This window comes from Gordonia sp. DT219 (assembly GCF_049847065.1).
GTDB lineage: Bacteria > Actinomycetota > Actinomycetes > Mycobacteriales > Mycobacteriaceae > Gordonia.
Genome location: NZ_JBNCNR010000010.1, coordinates 56,683 through 83,069, shown reverse-complemented (window position 1 = coordinate 83,069; position 26,387 = coordinate 56,683). Strand labels below are relative to the sequence as shown.

26 protein-coding genes are annotated in these 26,387 nt (G+C 67.9%); 11 read left to right on the top strand and 15 right to left on the bottom strand.

Annotated features, from left to right (window positions below; genetic code table 11):
* Nucleotides 1–34: 34 nt before the first annotated feature.
* The gene (locus ACPXB3_RS13715; protein ID WP_425727975.1) at nucleotides 35–952 is read right to left on the bottom strand and encodes a glycine betaine ABC transporter substrate-binding protein; all 918 of its coding nucleotides are present in this window, start codon (nucleotides 950–952) and stop codon (nucleotides 35–37) included.
* 165 nt (nucleotides 953–1,117) lie between these two features.
* Between ACPXB3_RS13715 and ACPXB3_RS13710 the strand changes: the two genes are divergently transcribed.
* The gene (locus ACPXB3_RS13710; RefSeq protein ID WP_425705563.1) at nucleotides 1,118–2,197 is read left to right on the top strand and encodes a magnesium and cobalt transport protein CorA; all 1,080 of its coding nucleotides are present in this window, start codon (nucleotides 1,118–1,120) and stop codon (nucleotides 2,195–2,197) included.
* A gap of 25 nt (nucleotides 2,198–2,222) precedes the next feature.
* Here the strand turns inward: ACPXB3_RS13710 and ACPXB3_RS13705 are convergent, their stop codons facing one another.
* Both ACPXB3_RS13705 and ACPXB3_RS13700 read right to left on the bottom strand, forming a co-directional pair.
* Complete coding sequence (locus ACPXB3_RS13705; RefSeq protein WP_425727928.1) at nucleotides 2,223–2,798, bottom strand: suppressor of fused domain protein; 576 nt, start codon at nucleotides 2,796–2,798, stop codon at nucleotides 2,223–2,225.
* A gap of 71 nt (nucleotides 2,799–2,869) precedes the next feature.
* A complete protein-coding gene (locus ACPXB3_RS13700) occupies nucleotides 2,870–3,157 on the bottom strand; it encodes an FmdB family zinc ribbon protein (protein ID WP_425705509.1) in 288 nt (95 codons plus the stop codon).
* A gap of 150 nt (nucleotides 3,158–3,307) precedes the next feature.
* Here ACPXB3_RS13700 and fmdA point away from each other — a divergent pair, with 150 nt between their 5' ends.
* The 3 genes from fmdA to ACPXB3_RS13685 are packed head-to-tail and all read left to right on the top strand — an operon-like array spanning nucleotide 3,308 to nucleotide 6,139.
* Nucleotides 3,308–4,561, top strand: a complete 1,254-nt coding sequence (fmdA, locus tag ACPXB3_RS13695; protein WP_425705508.1) for a formamidase — start codon at nucleotides 3,308–3,310, stop codon at nucleotides 4,559–4,561.
* A 44-nt stretch (nucleotides 4,562–4,605) separates the two neighbouring features.
* A complete protein-coding gene (locus ACPXB3_RS13690; RefSeq protein ID WP_425705507.1) occupies nucleotides 4,606–5,292 on the top strand; it encodes a metallophosphoesterase family protein in 687 nt (228 codons plus the stop codon).
* Complete coding sequence (locus ACPXB3_RS13685; protein ID WP_425705506.1) at nucleotides 5,282–6,139, top strand: chromosome partitioning protein ParB; 858 nt, start codon at nucleotides 5,282–5,284, stop codon at nucleotides 6,137–6,139. The genes ACPXB3_RS13690 and ACPXB3_RS13685 overlap by 11 nt, the downstream gene beginning before the upstream one ends.
* Nucleotides 6,140–6,154: 15 nt before the next feature.
* On the opposite strand, the gene ACPXB3_RS13680 is transcribed toward ACPXB3_RS13685, so the two are convergent.
* From ACPXB3_RS13680 to ACPXB3_RS13660, 5 genes are all read right to left on the bottom strand, one after another.
* Nucleotides 6,155–7,369: an ABC transporter ATP-binding protein gene (locus ACPXB3_RS13680; protein WP_425705505.1), complete on the bottom strand. Its 1,215-nt coding sequence runs from the start codon at nucleotides 7,367–7,369 to the stop codon at nucleotides 6,155–6,157.
* Between the two features lie 3 nt (nucleotides 7,370–7,372).
* Nucleotides 7,373–8,203: a carbohydrate ABC transporter permease gene (locus ACPXB3_RS13675; RefSeq protein WP_425705504.1), complete on the bottom strand. Its 831-nt coding sequence runs from the start codon at nucleotides 8,201–8,203 to the stop codon at nucleotides 7,373–7,375.
* A gap of 6 nt (nucleotides 8,204–8,209) precedes the next feature.
* Nucleotides 8,210–9,394, bottom strand: coding sequence for an ABC transporter permease subunit (locus tag ACPXB3_RS13670; RefSeq protein ID WP_425705503.1), 1,185 nt, complete (start codon nucleotides 9,392–9,394; stop codon nucleotides 8,210–8,212).
* Complete coding sequence (locus tag ACPXB3_RS13665; protein WP_425705562.1) at nucleotides 9,391–10,875, bottom strand: extracellular solute-binding protein; 1,485 nt, start codon at nucleotides 10,873–10,875, stop codon at nucleotides 9,391–9,393. Before ACPXB3_RS13665 ends, ACPXB3_RS13670 begins: the two co-directional genes overlap by 4 nt.
* Before the next feature lie 198 nt (nucleotides 10,876–11,073).
* On the bottom strand, nucleotides 11,074–11,562 hold the full coding sequence (locus ACPXB3_RS13660) for a general stress protein (protein WP_425705502.1): 489 nt from the start codon (nucleotides 11,560–11,562) through the stop codon (nucleotides 11,074–11,076).
* Between the two features lie 104 nt (nucleotides 11,563–11,666).
* Here ACPXB3_RS13660 and ACPXB3_RS13655 point away from each other — a divergent pair, with 104 nt between their 5' ends.
* The 4 genes from ACPXB3_RS13655 to ACPXB3_RS13640 all read left to right on the top strand — a co-directional run bounded on the left by ACPXB3_RS13655 (nucleotide 11,667) and on the right by ACPXB3_RS13640 (nucleotide 16,070).
* Complete coding sequence (locus tag ACPXB3_RS13655) at nucleotides 11,667–12,947, top strand: magnesium transporter MgtE N-terminal domain-containing protein (RefSeq protein WP_425705501.1); 1,281 nt, start codon at nucleotides 11,667–11,669, stop codon at nucleotides 12,945–12,947.
* Entirely contained in the window at nucleotides 12,944–13,483 is a 540-nt protein-coding gene (locus tag ACPXB3_RS13650) for a DUF1003 domain-containing protein (RefSeq protein WP_425705500.1), read from the top strand. The genes ACPXB3_RS13655 and ACPXB3_RS13650 overlap by 4 nt, the downstream gene beginning before the upstream one ends.
* Before the next feature lie 370 nt (nucleotides 13,484–13,853).
* On the top strand, nucleotides 13,854–14,891 hold the full coding sequence (locus ACPXB3_RS13645; RefSeq protein ID WP_425727926.1) for a lytic transglycosylase domain-containing protein: 1,038 nt from the start codon (nucleotides 13,854–13,856) through the stop codon (nucleotides 14,889–14,891).
* 36 nt (nucleotides 14,892–14,927) lie between these two features.
* Nucleotides 14,928–16,070, top strand: coding sequence for an Mrp/NBP35 family ATP-binding protein (locus ACPXB3_RS13640; RefSeq protein WP_425705498.1), 1,143 nt, complete (start codon nucleotides 14,928–14,930; stop codon nucleotides 16,068–16,070).
* A gap of 31 nt (nucleotides 16,071–16,101) precedes the next feature.
* On the opposite strand, the gene tatB is transcribed toward ACPXB3_RS13640, so the two are convergent.
* The 4 genes from tatB to sigE all read right to left on the bottom strand — a co-directional run bounded on the left by tatB (nucleotide 16,102) and on the right by sigE (nucleotide 19,495).
* Nucleotides 16,102–16,605, bottom strand: a complete 504-nt coding sequence (gene tatB / locus ACPXB3_RS13635) for a Sec-independent protein translocase protein TatB (protein ID WP_425727924.1) — start codon at nucleotides 16,603–16,605, stop codon at nucleotides 16,102–16,104.
* Nucleotides 16,606–16,665: 60 nt separating this feature from the next.
* Entirely contained in the window at nucleotides 16,666–18,255 is a 1,590-nt protein-coding gene (locus tag ACPXB3_RS13630) for a trypsin-like peptidase domain-containing protein (protein ID WP_425727922.1), read from the bottom strand.
* Between the two features lie 3 nt (nucleotides 18,256–18,258).
* Nucleotides 18,259–18,786 (bottom strand): hypothetical protein, encoded by a 528-nt coding sequence (locus ACPXB3_RS13625; RefSeq protein WP_425705495.1) that lies wholly within the window; start codon nucleotides 18,784–18,786, stop codon nucleotides 18,259–18,261.
* Nucleotides 18,787–18,889: 103 nt separating this feature from the next.
* Nucleotides 18,890–19,495: an RNA polymerase sigma factor SigE gene (gene sigE / locus ACPXB3_RS13620; protein ID WP_425705494.1), complete on the bottom strand. Its 606-nt coding sequence runs from the start codon at nucleotides 19,493–19,495 to the stop codon at nucleotides 18,890–18,892.
* Between the two features lie 272 nt (nucleotides 19,496–19,767).
* On the opposite strand from sigE, the gene ACPXB3_RS13615 reads away from it, so the two are divergent.
* On the top strand, nucleotides 19,768–20,424 hold the full coding sequence (locus ACPXB3_RS13615; protein ID WP_425727920.1) for an O-methyltransferase: 657 nt from the start codon (nucleotides 19,768–19,770) through the stop codon (nucleotides 20,422–20,424).
* Between the two features lie 68 nt (nucleotides 20,425–20,492).
* Here the strand turns inward: ACPXB3_RS13615 and ACPXB3_RS13610 are convergent, their stop codons facing one another.
* The 3 genes from ACPXB3_RS13610 to rfbD all read right to left on the bottom strand — a co-directional run bounded on the left by ACPXB3_RS13610 (nucleotide 20,493) and on the right by rfbD (nucleotide 23,586).
* Nucleotides 20,493–21,563 carry a sugar phosphate nucleotidyltransferase gene (locus tag ACPXB3_RS13610; protein WP_425705561.1) on the bottom strand — a complete coding sequence of 357 codons (1,071 nt, stop codon included), beginning with the start codon at nucleotides 21,561–21,563 and terminating at the stop codon, nucleotides 20,493–20,495.
* Nucleotides 21,564–21,619: 56 nt separating this feature from the next.
* Entirely contained in the window at nucleotides 21,620–22,600 is a 981-nt protein-coding gene (locus ACPXB3_RS13605; protein WP_425705492.1) for a glycosyltransferase family 2 protein, read from the bottom strand.
* Between the two features lie 71 nt (nucleotides 22,601–22,671).
* On the bottom strand, nucleotides 22,672–23,586 hold the full coding sequence (gene rfbD, locus ACPXB3_RS13600) for a dTDP-4-dehydrorhamnose reductase (RefSeq protein ID WP_425727918.1): 915 nt from the start codon (nucleotides 23,584–23,586) through the stop codon (nucleotides 22,672–22,674).
* Between the two features lie 220 nt (nucleotides 23,587–23,806).
* Between rfbD and ACPXB3_RS13595 the strand changes: the two genes are divergently transcribed.
* Nucleotides 23,807–25,621, top strand: a complete 1,815-nt coding sequence (locus ACPXB3_RS13595) for an LCP family protein (protein WP_425727916.1) — start codon at nucleotides 23,807–23,809, stop codon at nucleotides 25,619–25,621.
* 40 nt (nucleotides 25,622–25,661) lie between these two features.
* The gene (locus tag ACPXB3_RS13590) at nucleotides 25,662–26,381 is read left to right on the top strand and encodes a TIGR03089 family protein (RefSeq protein ID WP_425705489.1); all 720 of its coding nucleotides are present in this window, start codon (nucleotides 25,662–25,664) and stop codon (nucleotides 26,379–26,381) included.
* Nucleotides 26,382–26,387 lie beyond the last annotated feature (6 nt).

Below are 26,387 nucleotides of genomic sequence, written 5' to 3'. Positions count from 1 at the left end.
TCGCCAGATTCCCCGTCGCCAGATCCCCCGGTCGCTAGATCCCGTGTTCGTTGAGCCAGTCGACCGCCAGGCCGGCCGGATTCGACCCGGCCCGGACCCTTCCGGCGAGGGTGGCGAGGTCGGCGGTCGTGATCTCGCCGGCCACCCGGTTGATCGCCTTCACCTGGTCACGGGTCAGCGCGGCGGTGCGATACACCGGCACGAGCACCTCTGCCGGTGGACCGGCCGCCGCACCCTGGGAACCCGACGGCGCCGACAGCGCCTCGACCTGCCCGGCCGGGCCCGATGCGGTGTCACCGGCGATCTGTAACGGCGTCAACAAGCCGAGCGCGTTGCCCGCCGCCACGCGCTCGAGCACCGTGCGCGCGTCACCCACGCGTGCCACCGGCCCCAACCGGCAGCCGGCATCGGCGAATGCATGCAGCGTCCGGGCGTCAGGCTCGTCGGTGGTGACGACGAGCAGCCCGGCGGGCAGCCGCGCGCACCCCGACAGGTCACTCACCCCGGCCGCCGCCGCGGTGGCATTACTCACGAACAACTGCGGCGTGACGCTCACCGGCGTCGCATCACCGACCGAAACACCTTCTGGCAACGAGCGATTGAGAGCCACATATCGGGCGTCGGCATTGGGATCGGCCGCGGCGGGTCCGTCTCCGGCCGCGTTACCGGAGTCGGGGGTGGCAGCCGATGCCGGTGCCAGTTCGGCGAGCAGCCGGCCGGTGAACGCCGGGAAGAGGTCGACCTCGGAGCGGCTCATCGCATCAAGCAGTGCGCCGTCGTCGCCGATGCGCGGGTCCGGCGACACGTCGGCGCCGGCACCGCGCAACGCACCGGCGTAGATCTGTGCCATCACCAGCGACTCCGGTGTGCCCGACGCGCCCATGACCAGCGGCCGGCCGACATCGCCGTTGTCATCGCTCGCGCATCCGGTGAGTACCGCGAGCAGCAGCATCAACGCCGCCACGAAGGTCGCGGCCGTACCGCCCGTCACTCGATGTCGCACGGCACTCACCGTATCGTGCGACATGTTTCGGACCGACTGCCACGCTCTGCGCGCCCATCGGTCGTGGCGACCCGCCTGCACAGTCCGACGCGTAGCATCCCAACCGTGCCATCGATGCCCCACCTGCGGCCCAGCCTCGGATTCACCACCGGTCGGCGTGAGCGCCCACCGCTGCCCCGGATACCGGTGCCGATCGCACGTGCCGTCGTCGATTGCGCGGTGTACATCGAAGGGCATCGACAGCCCGGACGTATCGGGTATGCCGAGGCCCTCGAGCAGGTACGCGGCAGCGGGGAAGGGTTCGTGTGGCTGGGCCTGCACGCTCCCGACGACGAGCAGATGACCGGTGTCGCCGAGGTGTTCGGGCTCCACGAACTCGTCGTCGAGGACGCCGTGCACGCCCATCAACGGCCGAAACTCGAGATCTACGACGACACCCAGTTCCTGGTGCTGCGCACCGTGAAATACGTCGAGCACGAGTCGATCGAGAAGGCCAGCGAGGTCGTCGAGAGCGGCGAGATCATGATCTTCACCGGGCCCGACTTCGTCATCACCGTCCGGCACGGCGATCACACCCATCTGTCGGGCCTGCGCCGGCGGCTCGAGTCGCGTCCGGAACGTCTCGCGCTCGGGCCGACGGCGGTCATGCACGCCATCGCCGACCTCGTCGTCGACAGCTATCTCGTGGTGAGCGAACGGATGGAGACCGATGTCCTCGCCGTCGAGGGAACCGTATTCGGCAACAAGCAACGGTGGCTCGGGATTGAGCCGGTCTACCTCCTCAAGCGCGAAGTCCTCGAGTTGCGCCGCGCCGTCACTCCGCTGGCCACCCCGCTGTCGCGGCTGACCGCAAACAATCCGCTGGTCCCCAAGGAGGTCCGGCGTTACCTGCGCGATGTGGCCGATCACCTGACCACCGTCATCGACCGGGTCGTGGAGTACGACGAGGTGCTGTCGTCGCTGCTCGACGCCGCAGCGGCGAAGGTCGGCATCCAGCAGAACAGCGACATGCGCAAGATCTCCGCATGGGTCGCGATCGGAGCCATCCCGACCATGGTCGCCGGGCTCTACGGAATGAACTTCGACGTCCTGCCCGCCATGCACGACGCGCAGGGCTTCGGTGTGGTGTGCCTGTTTCTGGTGATCGTGTGCGGCGGTCTGTGGCTCGTGCTGCGCCGCCACCACTGGCTCTGACACGCCACTGCCCGTGGCGCGGCGATCACATCGTCGCCGGCGACCGGTCCGGGTCGGCGAGGTCGATGCCGGCTTCATTCCACGCCTCACGCAATGCGTCGACGCCCTTGAGGCGTAACCACGCGGCCTCGTTGGCGGTGATCGGGATCGCTCGCAGGAATCTCGCCGGTTCCATCGGATCGGGCAGCGCCACGCTGCCGAGTTCGTCGTCGACGATCATCACCGCGGTGAAAGGCGCTCCATCCCATAGGGGTTCACCGAGGTCGAGCAGTGCATCGGCAGTCAGTACCAGACCTTCGACGGCCGGTGCGGCGGCCAGGGCTGCCAGCCGCCGGTGCAGGCCGGGCAGCGGCGACGCGGCGTGCATGCGGATCACCAGTTCGGCGCGTGGCCCACGTACCGGGTCCGGGTTGAGGTCGGCGGGATCGGCCATCGGATGCCGCGCGCAGCCGAGGGTCACGTAGAGGACCTCGGCGCCGACGACGAATCGGGCCACCTCGATGGGCTCGACGCCGAGGAAGGTCACCGAGGCACGCTGCGGTTGAGACCCGAGCGTCTCGACGAGATACCCGTTGATGTTGTCGGTGATGGACTGGCTCACGGTTGTCGACGGTATCGTCCGCACGACCCCGGCGTCTCGCTCGGGCGCACGTCAGCACCGGCCGGGATCGATCACGGACGCGGAAGACGTTGGTGCAGCGGATTTCTGGACACCGGGGTCGGTGTGCCCGGCGACCCGGGAACGGAGGTGACCACCGCGGGACGCTCGGCGGTGGCCCGGGTGGCATCGGCCAGACGCATCGCCACCGACCGCCCGGCGCCCAGTCGCGGTGCCGCAATCGTACGACGCGCGGTGGCACCGCAGTCGGGGCAGATCACCGCCTCGGGGATGTCGGTCATCGGATGACTCTGCTCGATGTCGGCGCACTCACCGGCACACCGGAAGACATAGGTGGGCACGTCTCGAGGGTAAGACATCGGCGCACCCCGCACCGGGCCCCCGCCGCCTTTCGCAGGGCGCGGGCGGGTTGCGCGCGGTAACGTCACCGGACACATGGTCGCATCAGCATCTCGATGAGTATCGAATCGCCCATACGGTGTGGAGGCACAATGCCCGAGTTGATCTTTCCGCTGGATTCGTCGAAGTCGTTCACCGATCAGCCGATCGTCGGACACAATCGCTGGCACCCCGACATCCCACCGGCGGTGACGGTCAAACCGGGTGACACCTTTCGCGCGCATTGCCGCGAATGGTTCGACGGTGCGATCCACAACGACGACTCCGCCGACGACATCCTCAACGCCCCGCTCAACAATGTGCACACGCTGTCGGGTCCGTTTGCGATCGAGGGCGCCGAGCCGGGTGATCTGCTGATCGTCGACATTCTCGATGTCGGACCCATCCCCCAGGAGGACTCCGGGCCACTGGCCGGCCAGGGCTGGGGCTACACCGGGATCTTCGCCAAGCTCAACGGCGGCGGCTTCCTGACCGAACAGTTCCCCGACGCATACAAGGCCATCTGGGATTTTTCCGGCCAGTCGGCGACGAGTCGGCATGTGCCCCACGTGAAGTACACCGGCATCGTGCATCCGGGCCTGATGGGCACCGCGCCGTCGACGGGATTGCTCGGCAGGTGGAACGCCCGGGAGGCCGCACTGATCGCCACCGACCCGGAGCGCGTGCCACCGCTCGCGTTGCCGCCCGAGCCCGACGGCGCGATCCTCGGTGCGCTGGCCGGCGACGAGTTCACCCGCGTCGCCGCCGAGGCGGCGCGCACCGCTCCCCCTCGGGAGAACGGTGGCAACCAGGACATCAAGAACCTCAGCAAGGGCACGCGCATCTTCTATCCGGTGTTCGTACCCGGCGCGAACCTTTCCTTCGGCGATCTGCATTTCTCGCAGGGTGACGGCGAGATCACCTTCTGCGGCGCCATCGAGATGGGTGGATTCCTCGATCTGCACGTCGACCTCATCAAGGGCGGCATGGCGACCTATGGCGTACACGAGAACGCGATCTTCATGCCCGGCAACGTCGAGCCCCGCTATTCGGAATGGATCGCCTTCTCCGGCACCTCGGTCACCCTCGACGGAGAGCAGCGTTATCTCGACTCCGACCTGTCGTATCAGCGCGCCTGCCTCCATGCCATCGACTACCTGACGAATTTCGGCTACAGCCCTGAGCAGGCCTATCTGTTGCTCGGCTCGGCTCCCATCGAGGGCCGGCTGTCGGGGGTCGTCGACATCCCCAATTCGTGTGCGACGGTGTATATTCCGACGGCCATCTTCGATTTCCCGGTGGCCCCGAGCAAGGACGGCCCGGTCCGGATCGATCCGGGCATCGGCGCTGCGCACGCCGCCTTCTGAGTCACCCGAACACCCGCCGCCGGCCGGTGGCCTACCGTGAGGGTGTGGTGAGCATCCTGGCGGTGGCCGACGAGGTGGTGGACTCGCTCACCTTCGGGGTGGGCCTCGAAGCCAAGCCGGACCTCATCCTCGGTGCCGGTGACCTGCCGTTCGACTATCTGGAGGTACTCGCCGGGCTGTGTGACGCACCGTGCGTGTTCGTACCCGGCAACCACGACCGTGAGCTGCGCGGTTACCGTCGCAGCCGGGCCGGCTGGACGCGCGCCGGGCTGCCCAGTCCCGATCCCGGCCCCCAGGGAGCGGTCAACGCCGACGGCCGGACCGTGACGGTGGCCGGGGTGCGCATCAGCGGACTCGGCGGCAGCATCCGCTACAACGGTGGCGCCAATCAGTACACCGAAACCCAGCAGCGGATGCGATCGTGGGCCTTGCGCGCGCGCCGCGGCCTGGGGCAGCCGCGGCCCCACATACTGCTCACCCATTCCCCGGCCCGCGGGGTCGGCGACGCCGACGATCGCCCACACCGGGGGTTCGCCTGCTATCACCGGTTGGTCGCGCGGCTGCAGCCGAACATCATGGTGCACGGACACATCCATCCGTACGGCGCACATCCACGCGACCTCATCATCGGCGAGGGCACCGTCTCGATGAACGTGGTCGGCTATTGTCAATTCGACTTCGACACCACCACCGGCGATTTCGCGATCGTGAGGCGCAGACATGGCTCGTGACACCGGATTCCCCGACGCCGATGCCGACGCCGACTTCGCGCGGATGCGTCGCCGCGCCGAGCTGGCCCGGCTGACGCAGTGGTTCACGCGCCAGCCGGCCGACGTCAACACCATCCTGCCGTTCGACGAGGTGGTGGCCGCGCTCGGGCGCACCGGCGAGACCTTTCTGGGCCTGCAGACCGTCGAGGTGGCCTCGATCGTCGGAAGTGTGGACCGCACCAAGGATTTCGACCGCTACTTCCGCCCGACGTCTCCGCGGATCCGCAGCCGGTGGCAGCGCTTGGCGGCCGCACAGCGGCGCGGTGAGTCGATGCCGCCGGTTCGGCTCTACCGCATCGGGTCGATGCATTTCGTCATCGACGGCCACCATCGGATATCGATCGCGATCGCGCGTCACCTCGACACGATCGACGCCTATGTCACCGAGATCCACACGCGGATCTCACCGGAGGGCATCAACATCCCCGCCGATCTGATCCTCAAGGATCACCGCAGGCTGTTCCTCGCCCGGGTACCACTGTCGGGCGCACAGGCCGACACGATCCGCTTCGCCGACCCCTTCGACTATGCCGAACTCGCCGAGGCGGTGGAGGCCTGGGGTTTTCGGCTCAGTCAGGAGATCGGCGAGTTCCTCGGACGTATCGATGTGGCTCGCCGCTGGTTCGGCGAGGAGTTCCTCCCGGTGATCCGCATGGCACGCCGCGCCGACGTCCGGCCCGACCTCGACAGCGATGCCGAACTCTACCTATGGCTTGCCGGCGAACGATATCGGCTGGTGCGCAAGCACATCTGGGATGACACCATCATCGACGAACTCCGCGATCAACCTCATCGGCGACGCCGCTGAGAGTGCGCAGGCGCCTCAGCTCGTCACGGGCACCCCGGCGGCAGCCGCAGGCCGATCGGTTCCGCGCAGACTGGCCCCGGACTGCTGGTCGAAGACGGAGATCTTCGCCGGGTCGAAGAACAACTCGGCGCTCGATCCACGGCGTACCTGCGATTCCGGTGACAGCCGGGCGATCATCTCACCACCGCCGAGAGTCGCACCCGAATCCGCCGACAGCTCGGCCAGCGCGTCGTTGGCCGAGGCCTGCGAATCGATCCGGAAGTAGGCGTAGTTGTCGGAACCCATCGATTCCAGGACATCGATTCCGACGGTGAACTTCATACCGCGCGAGAGGGTTTCGGAATCGATGAGGGTGGCATCCTCGAGGTGTTCGGGACGGATGCCGACGAGCACCTCACCGTTGCTGTGGACCTGTCCCGCCGCGGCGGTCACCGCACGCTGGTCGTGCAGGCCGATCGTCCCGACCGGTGTCGAGATGCCGTCGCTGCCGAGCCGGCCGGGCAGAAAATTCATCGCCGGGGAGCCGATGAATCCGGCGACGAAGACGTTCTCCGGATTGTTGTAGAGCTCCTGCGGGGAGCCGACCTGTTGCACATAACCCGAACGCATGACGACGACCCGGTCGCCGAGCGTCATCGCCTCGGTCTGATCGTGGGTGACGTAGACGGTGGTGGTACCCAGTCGTTGTTGCAGCCTGGAGATCTCGGCCCGCATCTGCACACGCAACTTGGCATCGAGGTTACTGAGCGGCTCGTCCATCAGAAATGCCTTGGGCGAGCGCACGATTGCACGCCCCATCGCCACCCGCTGACGCTGACCGCCGGAGAGATTGGCGGGTTTACGGTCGAGGTAGGCGCCGAGGTCGAGGATCTTGGCTGCCTCGTCGACTTTCGTGGCGATCTCGCTCTTCGACAGCTTCGCCAGGGTGAGCGGGAAGGCGATGTTCTCCCGTACCGACATGTGCGGATAGAGGGCGTAACTCTGGAACACCATCGCGATATCGCGATCCTTGGGTGCGCGCTCGTTGACGCGCTCCCCGCCGATGCGCAGTTCACCGTCGGTGATGTCCTCGAGTCCGGCGATCATGTTGAGCGTGGTGGACTTTCCGCAGCCGGACGGGCCGACGAGGATGATGAACTCGCCATCGGCGATGTCGACACTCACCCCGTGTACCGCGACCGAACCGTCGGGATACCGCTTGGTGATGTTGTCGAGGACGATCTCTGCCATGGCTTACCCCTTCACCGCGCCGGAGGTCAAGCCGGCCACGATTCGACGTTGGAAGAAGAGTACGAAGATGATGATCGGAATGGTGATCACGACGGCGGCGGCGGCGATGGAACCCGTGGGCTCCTCGAATTGCGAACTGCCCGTGAAGTTCGCGATTGCCACCGGCGCGGTGATGGCCCGTTCGGTTGAGGTCAGCGACAACGCCAGCAGCAGGTCGTTCCACGCGAAGATGAACACCAGGATCGCCGCGGTCACCACACCCGGCGCGGCCAGCGGCGCGATCACCCGGCGGAACGCCTGCCACGGGGTCGCGCCGTCCATCTTGGCGGCCTTCTCGAGCTCCCACGGGATCTCCCGGAAGAACGCCGAGAGGGTGTAGATCGCCAACGGCAGCGCAAAGGTGATGTACGGCAGGATCAGACCCGGCCACGTGTCGAACAGCCCCACTTTTCGCTCGATGTTGAACAGCGGCGTCACCAGCGAGATCTGCGGGAACATCGCGATCAGCAGGGCCGCCCCGACGAGCAGTCGCTTACCCGGGAATTCCAGGCGGGCAACGGCATAGGCCGCCATCGTGCCGAGCACCACCGCGATCACGGTCGTGATGAGGCCGATCCCGATCGAGTTGATCAATGCACTGGTGAATGCGCTCGTGGAGAAGATGGAGGAGTAGTTGTCCCAGGTCCACTCACGCGGGATGAAGTTGCCGTCGGTCACGCTCGAGGCCGGCTTGAACGACAGGCTGAGGATCCACAACAGCGGAATGACCGCGTACAGGACCACCAAGATGTTGGCGATGGCCCACCAGAATTTCGGTTTGGCTCCGGTTCTCACCGCGACCTACCTCCCCTCGCTGTCGGAACCCGGCGCCGCGGTGCCGAATCCCTTGATGAACACGAACGCGATGATCGCCACGCAGATGAATATCAAGATCGAAATCGCCGATCCCACACCCAGATTGAACGCCTTGAACAGATTGTCGTAGCCGAGCATCGAGACCGAGTAGGTGGTGTTCGAGCCGCGCGTGAGGACGTAGATGTTGTCGAAGACGCGGAACGCATCGAGTGTGCGGAACAGCAGCGCCACCAGAATGGCCGGCTTCATGAGCGGCAAGATGATGCGCCACAGGCGAGTCCACGGGCCGGCGCCGTCGACCTGCGCGGCCTTGAGCAGATCGTCGGGCACGAGGGCGAGACCGGCGAGCAGCAACAGCGCCATGAACGGCGTGGTCTTCCACACCTCGGCGAGGACGATGATTCCCAGCGACGGCCACTGCTCGGTGAGCGGCGCACTGCCGTCGGGTAACAGATTGGCCAGATATCCGGTGCCCGGCGTCCACGCGTAATACCAGGAGAACGCCGCCGCCACGGTCACGATGCCATATGGGATCAGTACCAGGGTTCGAATGGTGCCGCGCCCGAAGAGAGTTCGGTGCATCACCAGGGCGATGGCCATGCCGAGCACCAACTCGATGATCACCGACACGACGGTGATTCCCACGGTGACACCGAGTGCCGTCCACCAGTAGCTGTCGGACAGCACCGTCCCATAGTTGGAGAACCAGACGAACTCACGCTGACCCGGTGCCGAGAGGCTCGACTTGTTCAGCGACAGCCAGACGGCATAGATGATCGGATAGCCGGTGACGACGGCCATCATCACCACCGCGGGCAACACCAGCCAGAAGGCCAGTCGCCGCTCGGCTTTTCGGCCCTCGCTGAGTTTCGCGGCCGGCTTGGGTGCCGGTTGCGCCGGACGATCGGCCACCGCGGTCACCGCTCCCGCGCCCGCCGATTGGGGCGAGGCCGCCGGTGCCGGCACCTCCGCCGGCGGTTGCCCCGACGGAGACTGTCCTGACACCGACTGCGCCGGGGGCTGCCACACCGGCGAATGCACCGCGGGACCGAAGGTCTGCGGGGACGTCACATCCAGGCCGGGCTCCGCGGGGCCCGGCTGCTGCTCACCCTCGGGCAACGCGTGGCGGCCGTGACGCGTGTTCTCGTTCTCCTCGTCACCGGTGGTCATGGGATGAGCCCCTCCCCGTTGATCGCCTTGTTGACCGCGTCGGCGAGCTGGTCGACGAGCACCGCCGGATCCCACGCCCCGACCGGCGACAGCTTCGCCTGGAGCAGTGTCGAGATCGCCTGGTAGTCAGGCGACTTCGGCCGCAGCGCGGCGTTGTCGGCCTCGAGCTGCCGCTTGATCAGATCACCCATCGGATAGGTTGCCCGGAATTCCGGGTCGTCGTAGAGCGCCCGATTGACCGGCGGCGTACCGGCATTGATGGAATAGAACTTCTGCGCCTGCTCACTGGTCAGGCAGAGCGCCGCCTTGAAGGCGAGGTCACGCTGCTGCGAGGTGCTCGCGACGGCGATGTTCAGGCCACCGAGCGTGCTCCGCGGCCGGAGCCCGTCTCCCACACCGGGATACGGCGCAAAATCGAACTTCTGCCGGATCTCGTCATTGATCGGCACCAGCTCCTTGAGCTGGTCGGGCGTCGGCGGATCGGCCAGGTTGGTGAGGAAGTCGTTGTGTCGGGTCATATCCGGCAGGAACGGCACCGAACCGGCCGCCGCGTTCTCCCGGATACCGCTGAACACGAAGGGCCAGTTGACCTCATAGAGCGCACTGCCACTCTCCATGCCGAGCCGCGAGGCGGACTCGTCGGAGTTGCTCAGCGACGGGTCGTGGCCGGGCGCGGTGGCCACCGCTTTCATGACCTGCAATGCCTTCACGGTCGCGGCGCGGTGTGCGGGAGTGTCGTTGAGGGTGACCTTGCCCGGGTCCTGTGGATCGACGACCTGACCCCCGGCGCTGGCGAGCAACGAGTTGAACCACACCATCAGACCCTCGTATTGGCGTCCCTGCACCATGATCTGGGTGGGTCCGCCGCGGGCGCCACTCTTGACCGCCTCGGCGATCATGCCCTGCCAGGTCGTGGCCGCACCGCGCTGACCGAGGTCGTGCACGGCATCCTTGCGGTACCAGAGCAACTGGGTGTTGGTCCAGATCGGCATGGCGTAAAGACGCTGGTGATCGTCGGTGGGCGTGCGCCACAATGCGGTTTCGAGCGGACCGCCCAAGGTGGCGGCGGTGACCTGACCGACCTGGTCCTGCGGAACCGGCACGAGCCAACCGGCATCGGCGAATTCGGCGGTCCACACCACGTCCATGCCCATGAGGTCCAGACCGTGGTCGTTGCCCGCGAGCCGCCGCGCCAACTGGAGTCGCTGGTCGTCGGCGGCCTTCGGCAAGGGTGTGGTGACGATCCGATACTGGCCACCGGACTCCTGCGAGCACCGATCGGCCTGGATCTTGACCGAATCCGCGCCATCGGCAGGCGGATACAGGTTCAGCACGCCTTCTTGGTAACCGGAACCGCACGCGGTCACGATCGGCAGCATCGCGGCGAATGCGGCCGCGACGATGACCGCCTTGCCGCGTATACCCAATGATGCCTTCCGATTTCGCGTCCCCTCTCCGGGGTCACGTCTCACCCCGCCCATCCTCCGCCGCACGCAGCCTCCTCGATGTCCCCGGCGCGGCGGCGCGATATGTGTCTCGCGTCACCGTCGACTCTGGAGGTTACGCTATCGCGCCGGATATGTGACGATCAACACAAAGTGTTCGGCCGTGCCAGAACGGGGACCGCTCGCGATCGGTGAAGGCCTCTCAGCGGCGGGAACCCGAACACGGCCCGTCCATCAGGGATTGAGGCGCGCCAGCATGTCGCGGGCCTTCTCGGCACTCTTCGGATCGCAGAGCACGTCGTAGCGTCCGGCGACGAGTTGCATGGTCGAGGCGAAGTCACGCTGTCCGCGGGTCGCGGCATACGGGATCGTCGCCGAGATCAACCCGAAGATGATGCCGCCGACCAGACCGAACAGGATCGGCACCAGCGGACTGCCCGTGACGACCAGAGACACCAGCAACCCGAAGAACAGGCCGAGCCACGCACCGGACACGACGCCACCGCCGACGACCTTGCCCCAGGTGAGTCGTCCGATGACGCGCTCGACCTGCATCAGGTCGACACCGACGATCGTCACGTCCTCGACGGTGAAATGTTCGTCGGAGAGATGGTCGACCGCGCGTTGCGCCTCGGCATATGTCGAATACGAGCCGATCGGCCAGCCCTGAGGCGGTGTGGGCAGTCCCGGGGTCCGCCGCGACGGCTGGATCGGATTGGTCATTTCTCACTCCTTGCGGTTCGGCGCGTCCGCAGCCGGCGGCGGCGTCTCGACCCGCCACCGGGCATGCGCACGTCCCGGGGTGCGATGCAATTACCCTTACTCCCATGTCGGCGGTGAGCAAGGTGTTCGTGGCCAGGTTAGTCGGATTGGTGGTGCTCGGTCCGGACGGCGAATCGATCGGGCGTGTACGTGACGCGGTGATCTCTGTCCGATTACCCGGCCAGCAACCGCGTGCCCTCGGTCTGGCGGTCGAGCTGACGACCCGACGCCGCATTTTTGTGCCGATGCTGCGCGTGACCTCGATCGAGCCGAATGCGGTGACGCTCAACACCGGAACGGTGAGCCTGCGTCGGCTGCACCTGCGGCCGGGCGAGGCGCTGGCGATCGGACAGATCCTCGAAACGCGGGTCCGCGTCATCGACCCGGATCTGCCCGATCTCGCCGACCACGACGTGACCGTCGTCGATCTCGGCATCGAGCGCACCCGCACCCGGGACTGGGTGGTGTCGCGTGTCGCCGTGCGCGCCGGCCGGCGCGGACTGCGGCGCGGCGAGACCCACGTCGTGGAATGGGCCAACGTGCACGGCATGACCCAGAGCAGTTTGAATCTGCCCGGCCAGGGTGTCGCCCAGGCCCTGTTGCAGTTCGAGGGCATGCGCGCCGCCGACGTCGCCAACGCGTTGCGGGAGTTGCCGACCAAGCGCCGGGACGAGATCGCCGCGGCACTCGACGACGAACGGCTGGCCGACGTCTTGCAGGAGCTGCCGCCCGACGATCAGAAGGACTTGCTGGGACATCTGGAGCTCGACCGGGCCGTCGACGTCCTCGAGGCAATGGATCCCGACGACGTCGCCGACCTACTCGGCGAACTGTCCGACCTCGAGGCCGAATCGTTTCTGGTCCGGATGGATCCCGAGGAATCCGAGCCCGTGCGGCGGCTGCTCACCCACTCCCCGGACACCGCAGGCGGTCTGATGACCACCAAACCGATCATCGTCACCGCGGCGACCACGGTCGCCGAGGCACTTGCGCGCATACGCAACCCCGATGTGAACGCGGCCGCCGCGAGCATCGTGTTCGTCGTCCGGCCGCCCACCTCGACCCCGACCGGGAAGTATTTGGGCTGCGTGCATATACAGGCGTTGCTGCGGGAACCACCAGCCAACATCGTCGGCGGCATCCTCGATGCCGACCTGGCGCATCTGCAACCGGAGGACTCGCTGAATACCGTCACCCGATACTTCGCGACGTACAACCTGGTGTGCGGACCCGTGGTCGACGATCAGCAGCACCTACTCGGTGCGGTCAGCGTCGACGACCTCCTCGACCAGCTGCTGCCGCGTGACTGGCGCGAGACCGAGCCGGCCGACGAGGTGACCTCGTGAGCGAACCGCGGGGCCGCCGGCTCGACACGCCGCGCGAGCATCGTCGCCCGGCCTTCAACCTCGACTCCGACGTCGTCGGCGTCTACAGCGAACGCGTCGCCCGCTTCTTGGGCACCGGGCGCTATCTGGCGATCCAGACCGTCATCGTCATCGTCTGGATCGGGCTCAATTTGTTCGCGGTGGCAATCCGCTGGGACCCGTATCCCTTCATCCTGCTCAATTTGGCCTTCTCGACGCAGGCCGCCTATGCCGCGCCGCTGATCCTGCTTGCCCAGAACCGACAGGAGAACCGCGACAAGGTCTCGCTCGAAGAGGACCGGATGCGGGCCGCGCAGACCAAGTCCGACACCGAGTTCCTCACACGCGAACTGGCCGCGGTCCGACTGGCCGTCGGCGACACGGTGACCCGCGACTACCTGCGCAAAGAACTCGACGATCTGCTCGACGACCTCGTCGACCGGCTCGCCGACCGCGAGCTCGACCAGCCCGCCGAGCCCCGCGCGCGCCGTGGCAGCCCCGGTCGCCCCGGGTCGTGATCGGCCCGTCGCCCCGCTGCCGGTGACAACCGGCGTAACGACGAGAACCGGCTCGGCCGATCAAACCCACGGACCGACTTCACCCGGAGACGGTCGGACGGTCGGACGGTCGGAGAAAGATGACTCGGTACCCGAGCAATCCTGGGGTTCGCAATCTTGGACATCCGACCCATATGTATGGTGGACCACATTGCAGGTCGATGGAACGACTCGTCACCACAGCCGTCATCGATCGCGACGCTCCTCGGGGGCAGTGGTGTGAAGTCGACAACGGAGTGGACGACGTGACGAGGCTGGCAACGGCGTATGGGGACCTGGTCGATTCGGCGACGACAGGTGACACGACCAGATCCGGCGATCGGGGTCGGCGATGAGGATTCCGCATCCCTTTCACCGGTCTCGGGGCCCGCACCGCGGCTCGGTCCTTTCGCGTCGGGCGATCTCGCTGGGCGCAGGTAGCGCGCTCGTCGGCGTGATGGTTCTCGGCGCCGCGACCTCGAGCGCCCATGACGGCGGCGGGCTGCCGGTCGCCGCCGACGCCCCGGTGAACATCGCGGGTATCGCCGCAGCCCAGCCCGTGTCGTTGCTCGGCTTCGCGCCGCCACCCGCCCGGACCACTGCCCCGCCGGCCTCACCGCAGTTCCGGCTGTCCGCCGGATTGCCGTCGGGGCCGCTCGGCATCCCCGGCGTGGTGTTGCAGGCCTACAAACTCGCCGCGGACCGGGTGGCCTCGGAGAACCCCGCCTGCAAGTTGCCGTGGTTTCTCCTCGCCGGGATCGGGCGGATCGAGTCCAACCACGCCGACAACGGTTCAGTCGACCAGTACGGGACCACGATCAACCCCATCGAAGGACCGGCGCTCGACGGGTCGCTGGCAGGCAACGAGGTGATCAGGAACACCGACGGATCGCACGCCCGCGCACTGGGCCCGATGCAATTCATCCCCAGCACCTGGGCGGCATGGGGCACCGACGCCAACGGCGACGGCAAAGCTGATCCCAACAACATCTTCGACGCCACCTACTCCGCGGGGCGTTACCTGTGCGCGGGCGTCTCCGACATCATGTCCGACAAGAACAAGGTCGCCGCGGTGATGCGCTACAACCACTCGCTCGAGTACGCGCAGAACGTGCTGGCCTGGGCGGCGGCGTACGCCACGGGCGTCATGCCGACCAACCCGATACCCGAGATGCGGCGTCCACCGAGTTCGTCGTCGAGTTCGTCATCACGGCCGTCGACACCGCCGGCGAGCGGTGCACCGTCTTCGGGCTCCCAGGCCCCGTCGGGCACCACACCAAGTCAGCAATGTCTCGGCATGATCTGCCTGCCACCCGGGATCACCCTGCCTGGTCAGCCCGCTCCGGCACCGGCGCCGCGGAACACCCCGCAGACCACTCCGGCGCGCTGATCGGCGGGTCCTCACCGACGGCTAAGCTGGTCGGTGATGACTACAGGAGTGACACCCAGCGAATCGGCGGTCCGCGCGGCCCTGACGAAGGTCCGGGATCCCGAGATCGGCAAACCCATCACCGATCTCGGAATGCTGAAGTCGGTGACCGTCAACGATGACGGCAGCGTCGATGTCGCGGTGTATCTGACCGTCTCGGGTTGCCCGATGCGCACCGAGATCACCGGACGCGTCGAGACCGCCGTCTCCGACGTGCCGGGAGTGGGCGCGGTACGAGTGGACCTCGACGTGATGGACGACGAGCAGCGAACCGAACTGCGCAAGAAGTTGCGCGGCGACTCCGCCGAGCCGGTCATCCCCTTCGCGCAGCCGGGATCGCTGACCCGCGTCTACGCGGTGGCGTCGGGAAAGGGCGGCGTCGGCAAATCGTCGGTGACGGTGAACCTTGCGTGTGCGCTGGCCGAACGCGGACTCTCGGTCGGCGTGCTCGACGCCGACATCTATGGCCATTCGGTCCCGCGCATGCTCGGCAGCGACGCCAAACCCACTCAGGTCGACAAGATGATCATGCCGCCGACCTCCCATGGCGTGCGGTTCATCTCGATCGGGCAATTCACCAGCGGCAACACCCCGGTGACCTGGCGCGGGCCGATGCTGCATCGCGCATTGCAACAATTCCTCGCCGACGTGTACTGGGGCGACCTGGACGTCTTGCTGCTCGATCTGCCGCCGGGGACCGGTGACATCGCCATCTCGGTCGCCCAGCTCATCCCGGGTGCGGAGATCCTCGTGGTCACCACCCCGCAGCAGGCCGCCGCCGAAGTGGCCGAGCGAGCCGGTGCGATCGCCTTGCAGACGCGCCAGAAAATCCTCGGCGTCGTCGAGAACATGTCATGGATGGAGCTGCCCGACGGCACGCGGATGGAGCCGTTCGGATCGGGCGGCGGCCGGCGCGTTGCCGATCGACTGACGCAGATGGTCGGCTCCACAGTGGAGCTTCTCGGTCAGGTGCCGCTCGAAACCGCGCTGCGTGAGGGCGGCGACGCGGGCACGCCGGTCGTCCTGTCGGCTCCGGAGTCGGCGTCGGGCTCGGCGCTGCGTGCCATCGCCGGCACCCTCGCCGTGCGCCGTCGTGGACTGGCCGGGATGAGCCTCGGCATCGACACCACCCGGCACTGACCCCGCATTGCCGAACCGGTCGATCGCCGAATCAGGTTGCGTCCCACTGGGACACATCGTGATGCCCGCGCGCGGGAACATGCCTCGTCGGCACATCGGGGGTGGCGGGCACGGGCGGCGGCGCTTCGGCGGCCGGTTTCGTCAGTGATGGCCCCGGCTCGGCGGCCGGACCGGTCGGCATCGGCGCGGACACGGGCTTGATCGACGGGACCTCGGTGGCCGAGGTGAGGGCCGTACCGGCGTCGGTGAACGTCTTGAACACCGAGTCATCACCGTTGAGCAGATGCTTGGTGATCATCGACTTCGGCGTCATACCCCGCAGTTCGTTGAGATCTGAGAGCGGTTTGCGCAGGTCGTCGAAGTCGGTGCCGAGGTCGTTCTTGAGTTGATCGGTGGCGCCGGTGGCGTACTCGCGCACCTTGCGTAGCGACTGCATCGTCCACGAGATCGCCCCGGGTAGCCGTTCCGGTCCCAGGATGACGAGACCGGCGACGATCAGAATGAAGATCTCGCCCCAGCCGACACTGTCGAACATGGCACTTCCCCGCTTTCGCGCGCCCGATCACCTGCGGACGCCTCTTCACTCGTGGGCATCTCAGTCACTCGCGGGCGTCATCGTGCCCTCGAAAGTACGTCCGTCACGCCAGTACGTGAACTTGACCGGCTCCCCGATCTTCGCGGTCCGCACGGCCACCGTCAATTCGTCGGCACTCTCGATCGTGCGGCCGTTGAAGTCGACGATCACGTCGTTCTCGCGCAGGCCCGCATCCGCGGCCGGGCCGCCTGCGACGACGTTGCGAACCTGTGCGCCGAGGACACGGTCATTCCGGACGTCACTGGCGTTGATCCCGATCTGCGGGTGATTCACCTTGCCATCGCGGATCAATGCCTGCGCGATCGGAACGGCCTCGTCGATCGGGATGGCGAAACCGAGACCGATCGAGCCGCCGCCCGGAACGAGGCCGGCGGTGTTGATGCCGACGACCTTCGCGTCGGAATCGACGAGCGGACCGCCGGAGTTGCCCGGGTTGATTGCGGCATCGGTCTGGATAGCGTCGATCACCGCGTCGGTGTCGGACTCGGCGTCGGGCCGCAGCGGAACCGCGCGGTGCAGAGCGGAGACGATACCGCTGGTCACAGTGCGGTCGAGGCCCAGGGGCGACCCGAATGCCACGACATCCTGACCGATCCGCAGGTCGGTCGAATTGCCGAGCTGGGCGACGGTGAGGTTGTCGACGTTGTCGACCTTGAGCACGGCGATGTCGGTTCGGGGGTCACGGCCGGCGATTCGCGCAGGGACCCGGTTGCGGTCGGAGAAGACGACCTCGAGCTTGGCGGTGCGATCCGACGCGGCCAGGGAGACCACGTGATTGTTGGTGAGAATGTAGCCATCGCGATTGATGACGAAGCCCGATCCGGTGGCCGAACCATTCGCCAGCCGCACATCGACGGAGACCACCGACTTCTCCACGGCGTTGGCGACCCGCTCCACCGGGGAGCCCTGCGTCGCACCGCTGCCCCCACCGTCGGTGGACAGCTTGACGGTATCGCTGTTGAGGGGGGCGGCCACCTCGGCGGTGAACCGGCCCATGAGCCCACCGACCACGCCGATCAGCAGGGCGATCACGGCCAGCGTCGCCAGCGCATGCCACGCGATCCGGCGGCCGAGGAGAACTTCGCGGATACCCAGTTTGGGTCCGGGGGCCGAGGGCGGCGGGGCCGCGGGCTCGGACACCGCGGGCCCGGCCAGCGCCGCCGGGCTGTCCGGGTCGCGCCATGGGTCGGCCGGCGGCTCGGGTTGCTCGTCTGCGCCGTAGGCGGCCAGCGGATCGCGCTGGAGGGCTTCGTCGCTGCCTTCGGGGCGGCCGAAGGCCTCCGCGAGTACCGGATCCGGCGCCGCTAGCATCGGTGCGGGGCGTTCAGAGGTCCCACCGCCCGGCGCGAAGGAGCCGGCGACCCCGGTGGGGCGACCGAAAACCTGCGCGGTGGCCGGGGACACCGGAGCGTGCCTCACCGCACGTGTCGGGACATCACCGCCAGGATCACTGCTGCGGACATCACCACCGGGAGAACCGGCACTCCCGGCGTGGCCGGCGGACCATTCGACGCCGGGCTCCGAGTTCGCAGCAGGGTTCTGGGATCCCGGGTTGTGGGCTGCGGGGTCCTGGGGTTCTCGAGAATCCACGTGTCAGCGGCTCCGCCAGCGCAGCATGCGTCCACGGGTCGAGTCGTGGCCGGGTATCGCCGAGGGTTGGCCACCCGGCATCACCTCGGGGTGTGTGCGGCGCGGGCTGCGCGCCGAATCGGCGTGGTCGGTCATGTCGAACTCGCGCGTCGGGATCTGGCTGAGCTGACCGAGGAGTCCGGAGGGCAGGGACATGGTGCCCGACGACCGCAGACGAGTCCGTGCGGCCATCTGCGCGTCGACCGCCGCCCCGCATTCGGGGCACAGTGCCAGATGGTGGGTGGCACGCATGTGGGCGGTCATCCCGAGTTCTCCGTCGACGTAGGCGGCGACGGCCTCGGGTGCGAGATGCTCGGTGGGTGCGAACCGGCGATCGCGCGGTGCACTCGGCCGGCGGTTGGGGGTGAACGAGGATCGTGCGGGTGTCCATGCCGCCGGGTTCCATGCGCGGCGTCGGCGAAGACTGTCCGGATGTTCGCTCGGAACTCCGGCCTCCGGCTGCCGTCGCTGGCCATCCATCATTGTGTTCATCACCCCTTCGGCCGATCGTGATCCCACCTCGCCGGGGACGACGCCCCAGCCTACCGAATGACTCAACGGCCCGGCGGGATGCGGGGTTCCCGCCACGACGGGGTCAGTTCCCGACCACCACCGAACGGCGGTCGCGGTGGCCGCGAGTCAAGAGGAAGTCCCGGATACTCTGCCGGCCGCGGTGGATGCGGCTGCGTACCGTTCCCAGTTTGACGCCCAGTGTGGCGGCGATCTCCTCGTACGACAGACCCTCGATGTCGCAGAGCACCACGGCGGCGCGGAACTCGGGGCTCAATGAATCGAGTGCGGCCTGCAGGTCGCCGTCGAGATTGGCGTCGGCGTAGATCTGTTGCGGGTCGGGGGTGTCGGCAGGCATCCGGTCGTATTCCTCGGGGAGCGCCTCCATCCGGATCTTGTTGCGGCGCCGGACCATGTCGAGGAAGAGATTCGTGGTGATGCGGTGCAGCCAGCCCTCGAAGGTGCCGGGCCGATAGTTCGACAATGATCGGAACACCCGGATGAATGTCTCTTGCGTGAGGTCCTCGGCGTCGTGCTGATTGCCCGACAGGCGGTAGGCGAGCCGGTACACGCGGTCGGCGTGTTCCCGGACGAGTTCGTCCCAGGTGGGCATCAACATGTCGTTGCCGGTGGCGTCGAATCCCGCGGTACCACCGGGGACCGTGTCAGCAGCCGCCTCGAGATCGTTCATCGTTCGGTGACCGATTCCCTTCTCTACCTTCATCGCAGCGACGCCGGATGAATTAACCATACTGAACCGGACACACAGCGTGGGTATTCCCGCATAGGTATCCCCGCACCATCTCCGGCCGACGCCCTAACCCTCTCCCATCGGAGTGTGGTCGTCGTATGAGCGCCCTGTGTGTTGTCTGAGGAAGCCGATCGGCGCTCTGCTCGGGCGCTCCGGGCACACTCCGGGCGCGCCGTGTGCCGTCGTCGGGGCGGCATGTCTAACCTCGGAGCATGACCGAAACCCAGCCGAGCGACCCACGGGCGGCACTCATCGACTACGCCGAGTCGGCGATCGTGGAGGATGACGCGCTCGTCGCCGCGCGGGCCCGCGGCATCGAACTCGGCGCCACGCCGGTCAGTCCGGCGGTCGGTGCGCTGCTCGCCGTTCTCGCTCGTGCCGTCGACGCCCGTGCGGTGGCCGAGATCGGCACCGGCACCGGTGTCAGCGGCCTGTGGTTGCTTGCGGGGATGGCCACCGACGGTGTGTTGACCACGATCGATCCCGAACTCGAGCATCATCGGGCGGCTCGGGCCTCGTTCGCCGGCGCCGACATCAGCCCCGGGCGCACCCGGCTGATCAACGGCACCCCGCGCGACGTGCTGCCCCGTTTGTCGGACAGCACCTACGACCTGGTGTTCATCGACGGTCCGCGTCTGGACCTGCCGCGCTTCGTCTCCGAATCGGTCCGGATGCTGCGTCCCGGCGGGGTGCTGGTCATCCACGATGCCGCCGCCCAAGGGGCGGTCGCCGATCCGGCCCGCACCGACCCGATGACCAATGCGGCCCGGGAGGCGGCGATGCTCGTCGCCGACGATGATCGGTTGTTGCCGGTCGTCATCCCGCTGGGTCCCGGGGTGCTCACCGCGGCGAAGTCGCGCGACGAATAGAGCGGCGAAGTCGCGCGACGAATAGAGCGGCGAAGTCGCGCGACGAATAGAGCGGCCCGGCCGCCACCCTAGACGTCGGTGGAGAAGCGCACCCCGCCATCGGGGATCTGCACGCCGGGCCATACGCGTGCGCCGCGCAGCAACTCGCAGCGGGCACCCACCTCGGCGCCGTCGCCGATGACGGTGTCGCGGACGAGGGCGCGCGGTCCGATACGCGCACCGAATCCCACGATGCTGCGTTCCACGACGGCACCGGCCTCGATGACCGCGCCGTCGAAGATGACGGCGCCGTCCAGTCGGGCCCGTGGCCCGATCTCGGCGCCGCGGCCGACGACCGTGCCACCGATGAGAACGGCGCCGGGTCCGACGCCGGCACCTTCGTGGACGAGTGACTCACCGTGGCGGTCGCCGAGTGCCGGCGAGGGCGCGATGCCGCGGACCAGGTCGGCGGACCCGCGGACGAAGTCCTCGGGGGTGCCCATGTCGCGCCAGTAGGCGTGGTCGACGTAGGCGTGAATGTGGCGGCCGTCGGCGAGTAGACCGGGAAACACCTCGCGCTCCACCGACACCTCACGACCGGCCGGGATGTCCTCGATCACCGACCGCCGGAACACGTAGGTGCCCGCGTTGATCTGGTCGGTCGGCGGATCCTGGGTCTTCTCGAGGAAGGCGGTGACGCGGCCGGCGTCGTCGGTGGGGACCGATCCGAATGCCCGGGGATCGGAGACGCGCACCAGGTGCAGGGTCACGTCGGCGCCGGACTCGCGGTGTGTGTGCACGACGTGGCGGACGTCGGTGCCGCCGAGCACGTCACCGTTGAACACGACGACCGTCGAGGCGGTCAGCTCGGAGAGCACGTTGCGGATGCCACCGCCGGTGCCGAGCGGGTCTTCCTCGGTGACGTAGCGCAGGTTCAGGTCGAGTTTGGATCCGTCCCCGTAGTGTTCGGAGAACACGTGCGCCTTGAACGACGTACCCAGGATGACGTCGCGGATCCCGGACTGCCGGATGCGTGAGAGCAGATGTGTCAGGAACGGCAGGCCCGCGGTCGGCAGCATCGGCTTGGGCGCCGACAACGTCAGCGGGCGCAGCCGGGTGCCCTTGCCGCCGACGAGCACCACGGCCTGTACGTCGGACATGTCGACGTCGGGTACCTCCTCGGGGGGGACTCTGGGGTTGCTCACCGAAAAGTGCGTCACGGGGTGTTCCTCTCCGAAGTTCCACGATCGGGGGTTCCACGATCCGAAGTTCCACGATCGGGGGTTCCACGATCGGGGGTTTGCCGATCGGCGGCCGCTGCCGACCCGGTTGGTGAACTGCCGGACCGGGCGGCTGCACGTACGGCCAGCCGGGACCGTACCGCCAGTCCGGCCCGCAGCGCCCACCGGATCGGTGCGCGGAGCACTCCGGGGTGGCGATCGGCCTGGAATCGGTAGGCGCTGCGGTGATGCGCAGGCAGCATCGTCTCGGGCCGCTTGTCGGCGCTGTGTCCCTTCGTGTGGACCACCTCGGCGCCGGGGACGTAGACGTTGAGCCATCCGGCGCGGCCGAGCCGGTCGCCGAGGTCGACGTCCTCCATGTACATGAAGTAGCGCTCGTCGAATCCGGAGATCTCGTCGAAGGCGTTGCGGCGCACCAGCAGACACGACCCCGACAACCAGCCGACGGGCCGCTCGCTCGGCGCGACGTCGTCGGCGCGGTAGGCCGCGGTCCACGGATTGCCCTTCCAGATGCCACCAAGCAACGCATGCCCGGTGCCGGAGACGAGGTCGGGGACGCGGCGCGCCGACGGGTAGACCGAACCGTCGGGTTCGCGGATCAGTGGTCCGAGTGAGCCGGCCCGCGGCCACCGGGCGGCCGCGGCGACGAGTTCGTCGATGGATCCGGGTAGCCACTCCACATCGGGGTTGGCGATCACGACGAAGTCGACGTCCTCATCGATCGCGGCAACCGCGCGGTTGATCCCGCCGCCATATCCGACGTTCCCGCCGGAGTGGACGAGGGTGACGTTGTCGTATGCACGCTCGGCCGCCTCCGGCGCACCGTCACCGGACCCGTTGTCGGCGATCACCACACGCGGTGGCGCGGACGTGGCGTGGCCCAGGCTCGTCAGGAATGTCTGCAGGTGGGGACCCGACCAATAGGTCACCGTCACCACGGCCAGCTTCGAGGTCACCGGGTCAGCGTAGCCAACCGGAGTTCCGGTCTCATCAACCGTCGCATGTGGGGGCCGGGCGGTGTTCGGCGTCACCGGGCGGCCAGTGCGTCGGACAAGGCGATCGACCAGTCCCGCAGTGGGGTGAGTCCGGCCTCGGTCCACGATCGCGGCGACAACACCGAGTACGCCGGGCGTGGCGCCGGACGCGGGAATTCGTCGGTGCGGCACGAGTGCACGCGCCCCGGGTCGGCACCGAGTCCGGCGAAGACCGCGCGGGCCACCTCGAACCAGGTCACCTCACCGGCGTTGGTGGCGTGCAGGATCGCTCCGGCCACCCCGGGCCGGTGGCCACCGGCCACGAGTTCCCAGAGTCCGGCCGCGAGATCGGGGGCGTAGGTGGGCGAACCGGTCTGGTCGTCGACCACGTCGACGGTGTCGCGGGTGCGTTCGAGTCGGCGCATCGTGCCGACGAAGTCCGGGCTGTCGGGCCCACCGGTGTACACCCAGGCGGTGCGCACGATCGTCGCGTCCGGGTCGGCGGCCAGGGCCGCGATCTCGCCCGCACGTTTGGTCGCGCCGTACACGCTCGGCGGAGCGGCATCCGGGTCGGTGTCGCCGGGCTCGTACGGGGTGTCACGCTCCCCGGCGGCATCGGCGAAGACGTAGTCGGTGGAGATGTGAATGAGCCAGGCCGACGAGGCGGCGGTGATCTCGGCGAGCACTCCGGGGGCGAGCGCATTGACCGCGGCGGCGCGCTCCGGCTCGGATTCGGCCCGGTCGACCGCGGTATGGGCGGCGGTGTTGAGGACGACGTCGCCGGTACGCACGTCACGCAGCGCGGTGCGGATGGACTCGGCGTCGGCGAGGTCGACGTCGGCGGAGGTCAACGCCCGGATATCCCGCTCACGGGGTGCACCGGCACGCAACGCGGTTCCCAATTGGCCGGCCGCGCCGATCAGCCAGATGGTCGGGAAGGGCTCGAGGGGCTGCTGGTCGCTCTGCACGGGGTCAGTCTGCCCGGCGGCCCGGCTGCACACCAACGCGCTCGGGCGCCGGGTGGCGATCCCACCGCGAGCGGTGGCGGAAGTCTCTCGGCGTTGCGTCACTGACTTCACGTCCGACTTCAGTAACGTTGGCTTTCGCAAACCACATCAGAAACGTCAGAAACTCAGGCAACTGCTGCCCCGCAGAACAGAAGCCTCGACCGCAAAGGACTGCCCACCCGTGGACTCCCGCCCCGATGGCGCGCGCAGACGACCCGCCGGTCGCCCGCGTGACAACGAGGTCCGCGCGCGCCGTCCGCAGACCTCCGAATCCGCTGCCGAGAGCCCCCGGCGCCCCGGGCACGAGCGCTCCGATCGCAGACCTCGCACCGGGGAGGACGCCGACGGGCGGCGCCGTCCGGCCGATCCCGGGACCCGGCGTGGCCCCCGGCAGCGATCCTCGGGTGAGATCCATACGCGCGGACAATCCGGCGGTGCCGCCGCGGGCGCCACCCCGAAGTCGATGAAGCAGCGCGAACACCGCACTGCCGCGGCCGGCAGCGCGAAGCCATCCGGGCCGCCGCCTCACGCCCCGCGTCCGGGCGGCATCCTTTCCGGCTGGCGTGGTGGGCGGGCTGCGGTGCGCAGTGTGATCGTCATCCTCTCGACGGTCGTCCTGGTGTGCACCGGATATGCGTGGAGCAGCATCAACAATCTCGAGTCCGACATCACCCGCCTCGGCGGGCTGGCGCTCGGCGGTGGCGACGACGGCGCGGTGGACATCCTGCTCGTCGGCACCGACTCACGCACCGACGCCAAGGGAAATCCGTTGTCGCCGGAGGAACTCCGCTGGCTGCGATCCGGCGATGACGTCGCAACCAACACCGACACCATCCTGCTGATCCGCGTGCCAAACGACGGCTCGTCGGCGACGGCGATCTCGATCCCCCGCGACTCCTACGTCAACGTGCCCGGTATCGGGATGAGCAAGATCAATGCCGCCTACGGGACGACGCGAGAAGGCGCGCGGCGCAAGGCCGTCGAGGCAGGCAAGAGCGAGGGCGAGGCCGAGCGTCAGGGCACCCAGGCGGGGCGCAAGGCACTGATCGACACCGTGGCCACTCTCACCGGCGTGCGCGTCGACCATTACGCCGAGGTCGGCCTGCTCGGTTTCGTACTCCTCACCAAGGCGGTCGGCGGGGTCGACGTCTGCCTCAAACAGGCTGTCAACGAACCGTTCTCGGGTGCGCGGTTCCACGCGGGCAGGCAAACCCTCGGTGGCCCACAGGCATTGAGTTTCGTCCGGCAGCGCCACGACCTGCCACGCGGCGACCTCGACCGGATCACCCGCCAGCAGGCGTTCATGGCCTCACTCACCCAGAAGATGCTCTCGGCCGGCACCCTGGCCGACCCGACCAAACTGAAGCAGCTACAGGCCGCGGTGTCACGGTCGGTGGTCATCGACAACGGCTGGGACGTCCTGTCCTTCGCCGAGCAGCTCAAGGACCTCAGCGGCGGCCACGTGAAGTTCGCGACGATCCCCGTCACCGACGATCACGGTTGGAGCGACGACGGACAACAGAGCGTCGTCACCGTCGATCCGACCAAGGTCCGAGCCTTCACCAGCTCGTTGCTCGATCCCGCCCGCAACACCGGACGCGCCGAATACACCGTCGACGTCAACAATGCGGGCACGATCGAGGGCCTCGCCAAGAACGTGGCAGGCCTCCTGACCGCCAAGGGATTTCACCAGGGCAAGCTGATGAGCGATCCCGCGAACGAGCGGGATTCGGCCGTCTTCGCCCACAGTGCCGACGACCTCGGCGCGAAACTGCTCGCCAAGGATCTCGGCGGCCTGCCGGTCATGGCCGATTCCACCCTCGGCGAGCACGAACTGCGTGCGGTGCTGACCAACACCTACGACGGTCCCGGGTCGGTATCGGATGTGGGCGGCGGCTCCGGTGACGGCGGGGGCGGCGCGTCCGGCCCAGGTGCCGCGCCGGACGGCAATTCCGCCATCACCGCCGGCTCCGACGGCCCGATGTGCGTCAACTGAACACGCGAACTCCCACATACCCCACCCGGAAGCCGAAGTCGTGACGAACTCCCCCACCATCAGTGCCGCCATCTTCGGCGCCATCGAAGATCAGTCCCGTCCGGCGCTCACGTTCTACGATGACCGCAGCGGTGAGCGTACCGAACTCAGCTGGGCGACCCTGGGCAACTGGGCGGCCAAGACCGCGAACTTTCTCACAGACGAACTCGGTTGTGTCCCAGGAGATGCCATCGTGGTCGACTTGCCCGAGCACTGGCAGAGCGCCGGAATCCTGCTCGGCTGCTGGTGGGCCGGCGCGCATGTCCACACCCGCGCCACCGCTGCGACCACCGACGTACCGGTGGCGGTGTTCACCGACCGCACCGGACTCGACTCGTACCCCGACGCGGATGAGCTCATCGTCGCCCCGCTCGATCCGTTCGCCCTGCCGGTCGGCGGTCTGCCGCCCGGGGTCTCCGACTACGGCAGCCGGGTGCGCATCCACGGCGATCATATCGTCGGCCCGGCCTATTCGGGCCCCGCCCTCGACGGCGACGCCGGACCCGATGTACTCGCCGCGGCACGTTCGGCGGCGGCCGAGTCCGCGATCAGCGGCGGCAGCCGGGTTCTCTCGACGCGTGAATGGCGCAGCGCCGCAGGCATTGTCGGCAATCTCCTGGCCCCGCTGGCGGTCGGCGCCGGTCTGGTGTGGGTGGCTCATCCGTCGGGTGTTCAAGCAGAGCGCGCGGTCACCGAACGCGCCGGGATCGTCCTGTCCTGACCCGCG

What these genes read in the sequence shown, in the direction of transcription:
- ACPXB3_RS13670 (WP_425705503.1), bottom strand. Translation starts at nt 9,394, where the DNA reads ATGACCACCGGTGACGAGGAGAACGAGAACACGCGTCACGGCCGCCAC.
- ACPXB3_RS13665 (WP_425705562.1), bottom strand. Translation starts at nt 10,875, where the DNA reads ATGGGCGGGGTGAGACGTGACCCCGGAGAGGGGACGCGAAATCGGAAG.
- ACPXB3_RS13610 (WP_425705561.1), bottom strand. Translation starts at nt 21,563, where the DNA reads ATGTCCGACGTACAGGCCGTGGTGCTCGTCGGCGGCAAGGGCACCCGG.
- ACPXB3_RS13625 (WP_425705495.1), bottom strand. Translation starts at nt 18,786, where the DNA reads ATGAACACAATGATGGATGGCCAGCGACGGCAGCCGGAGGCCGGAGTT.
- ACPXB3_RS13615 (WP_425727920.1), top strand. Translation starts at nt 19,768, where the DNA reads ATGACCGAAACCCAGCCGAGCGACCCACGGGCGGCACTCATCGACTAC.
- ACPXB3_RS13655 (WP_425705501.1), top strand. Translation starts at nt 11,667, where the DNA reads ATGTCGGCGGTGAGCAAGGTGTTCGTGGCCAGGTTAGTCGGATTGGTG.
- ACPXB3_RS13715 (WP_425727975.1), bottom strand. Translation starts at nt 952, where the DNA reads ATGCTGCTGCTCGCGGTACTCACCGGATGCGCGAGCGATGACAACGGC.
- ACPXB3_RS13680 (WP_425705505.1), bottom strand. Translation starts at nt 7,369, where the DNA reads ATGGCAGAGATCGTCCTCGACAACATCACCAAGCGGTATCCCGACGGT.
- ACPXB3_RS13645 (WP_425727926.1), top strand. Translation starts at nt 13,854, where the DNA reads ATGAGGATTCCGCATCCCTTTCACCGGTCTCGGGGCCCGCACCGCGGC.
- ACPXB3_RS13660 (WP_425705502.1), bottom strand. Translation starts at nt 11,562, where the DNA reads ATGACCAATCCGATCCAGCCGTCGCGGCGGACCCCGGGACTGCCCACA.
- tatB (WP_425727924.1), bottom strand. Translation starts at nt 16,605, where the DNA reads ATGTTCGACAGTGTCGGCTGGGGCGAGATCTTCATTCTGATCGTCGCC.
- sigE (WP_425705494.1), bottom strand. Translation starts at nt 19,495, where the DNA reads ATGAACGATCTCGAGGCGGCTGCTGACACGGTCCCCGGTGGTACCGCG.
- ACPXB3_RS13710 (WP_425705563.1), top strand. Translation starts at nt 1,118, where the DNA reads ATGCCCCACCTGCGGCCCAGCCTCGGATTCACCACCGGTCGGCGTGAG.
- ACPXB3_RS13685 (WP_425705506.1), top strand. Translation starts at nt 5,282, where the DNA reads ATGGCTCGTGACACCGGATTCCCCGACGCCGATGCCGACGCCGACTTC.
- ACPXB3_RS13640 (WP_425705498.1), top strand. Translation starts at nt 14,928, where the DNA reads ATGACTACAGGAGTGACACCCAGCGAATCGGCGGTCCGCGCGGCCCTG.
- fmdA (WP_425705508.1), top strand. Translation starts at nt 3,308, where the DNA reads ATGCCCGAGTTGATCTTTCCGCTGGATTCGTCGAAGTCGTTCACCGAT.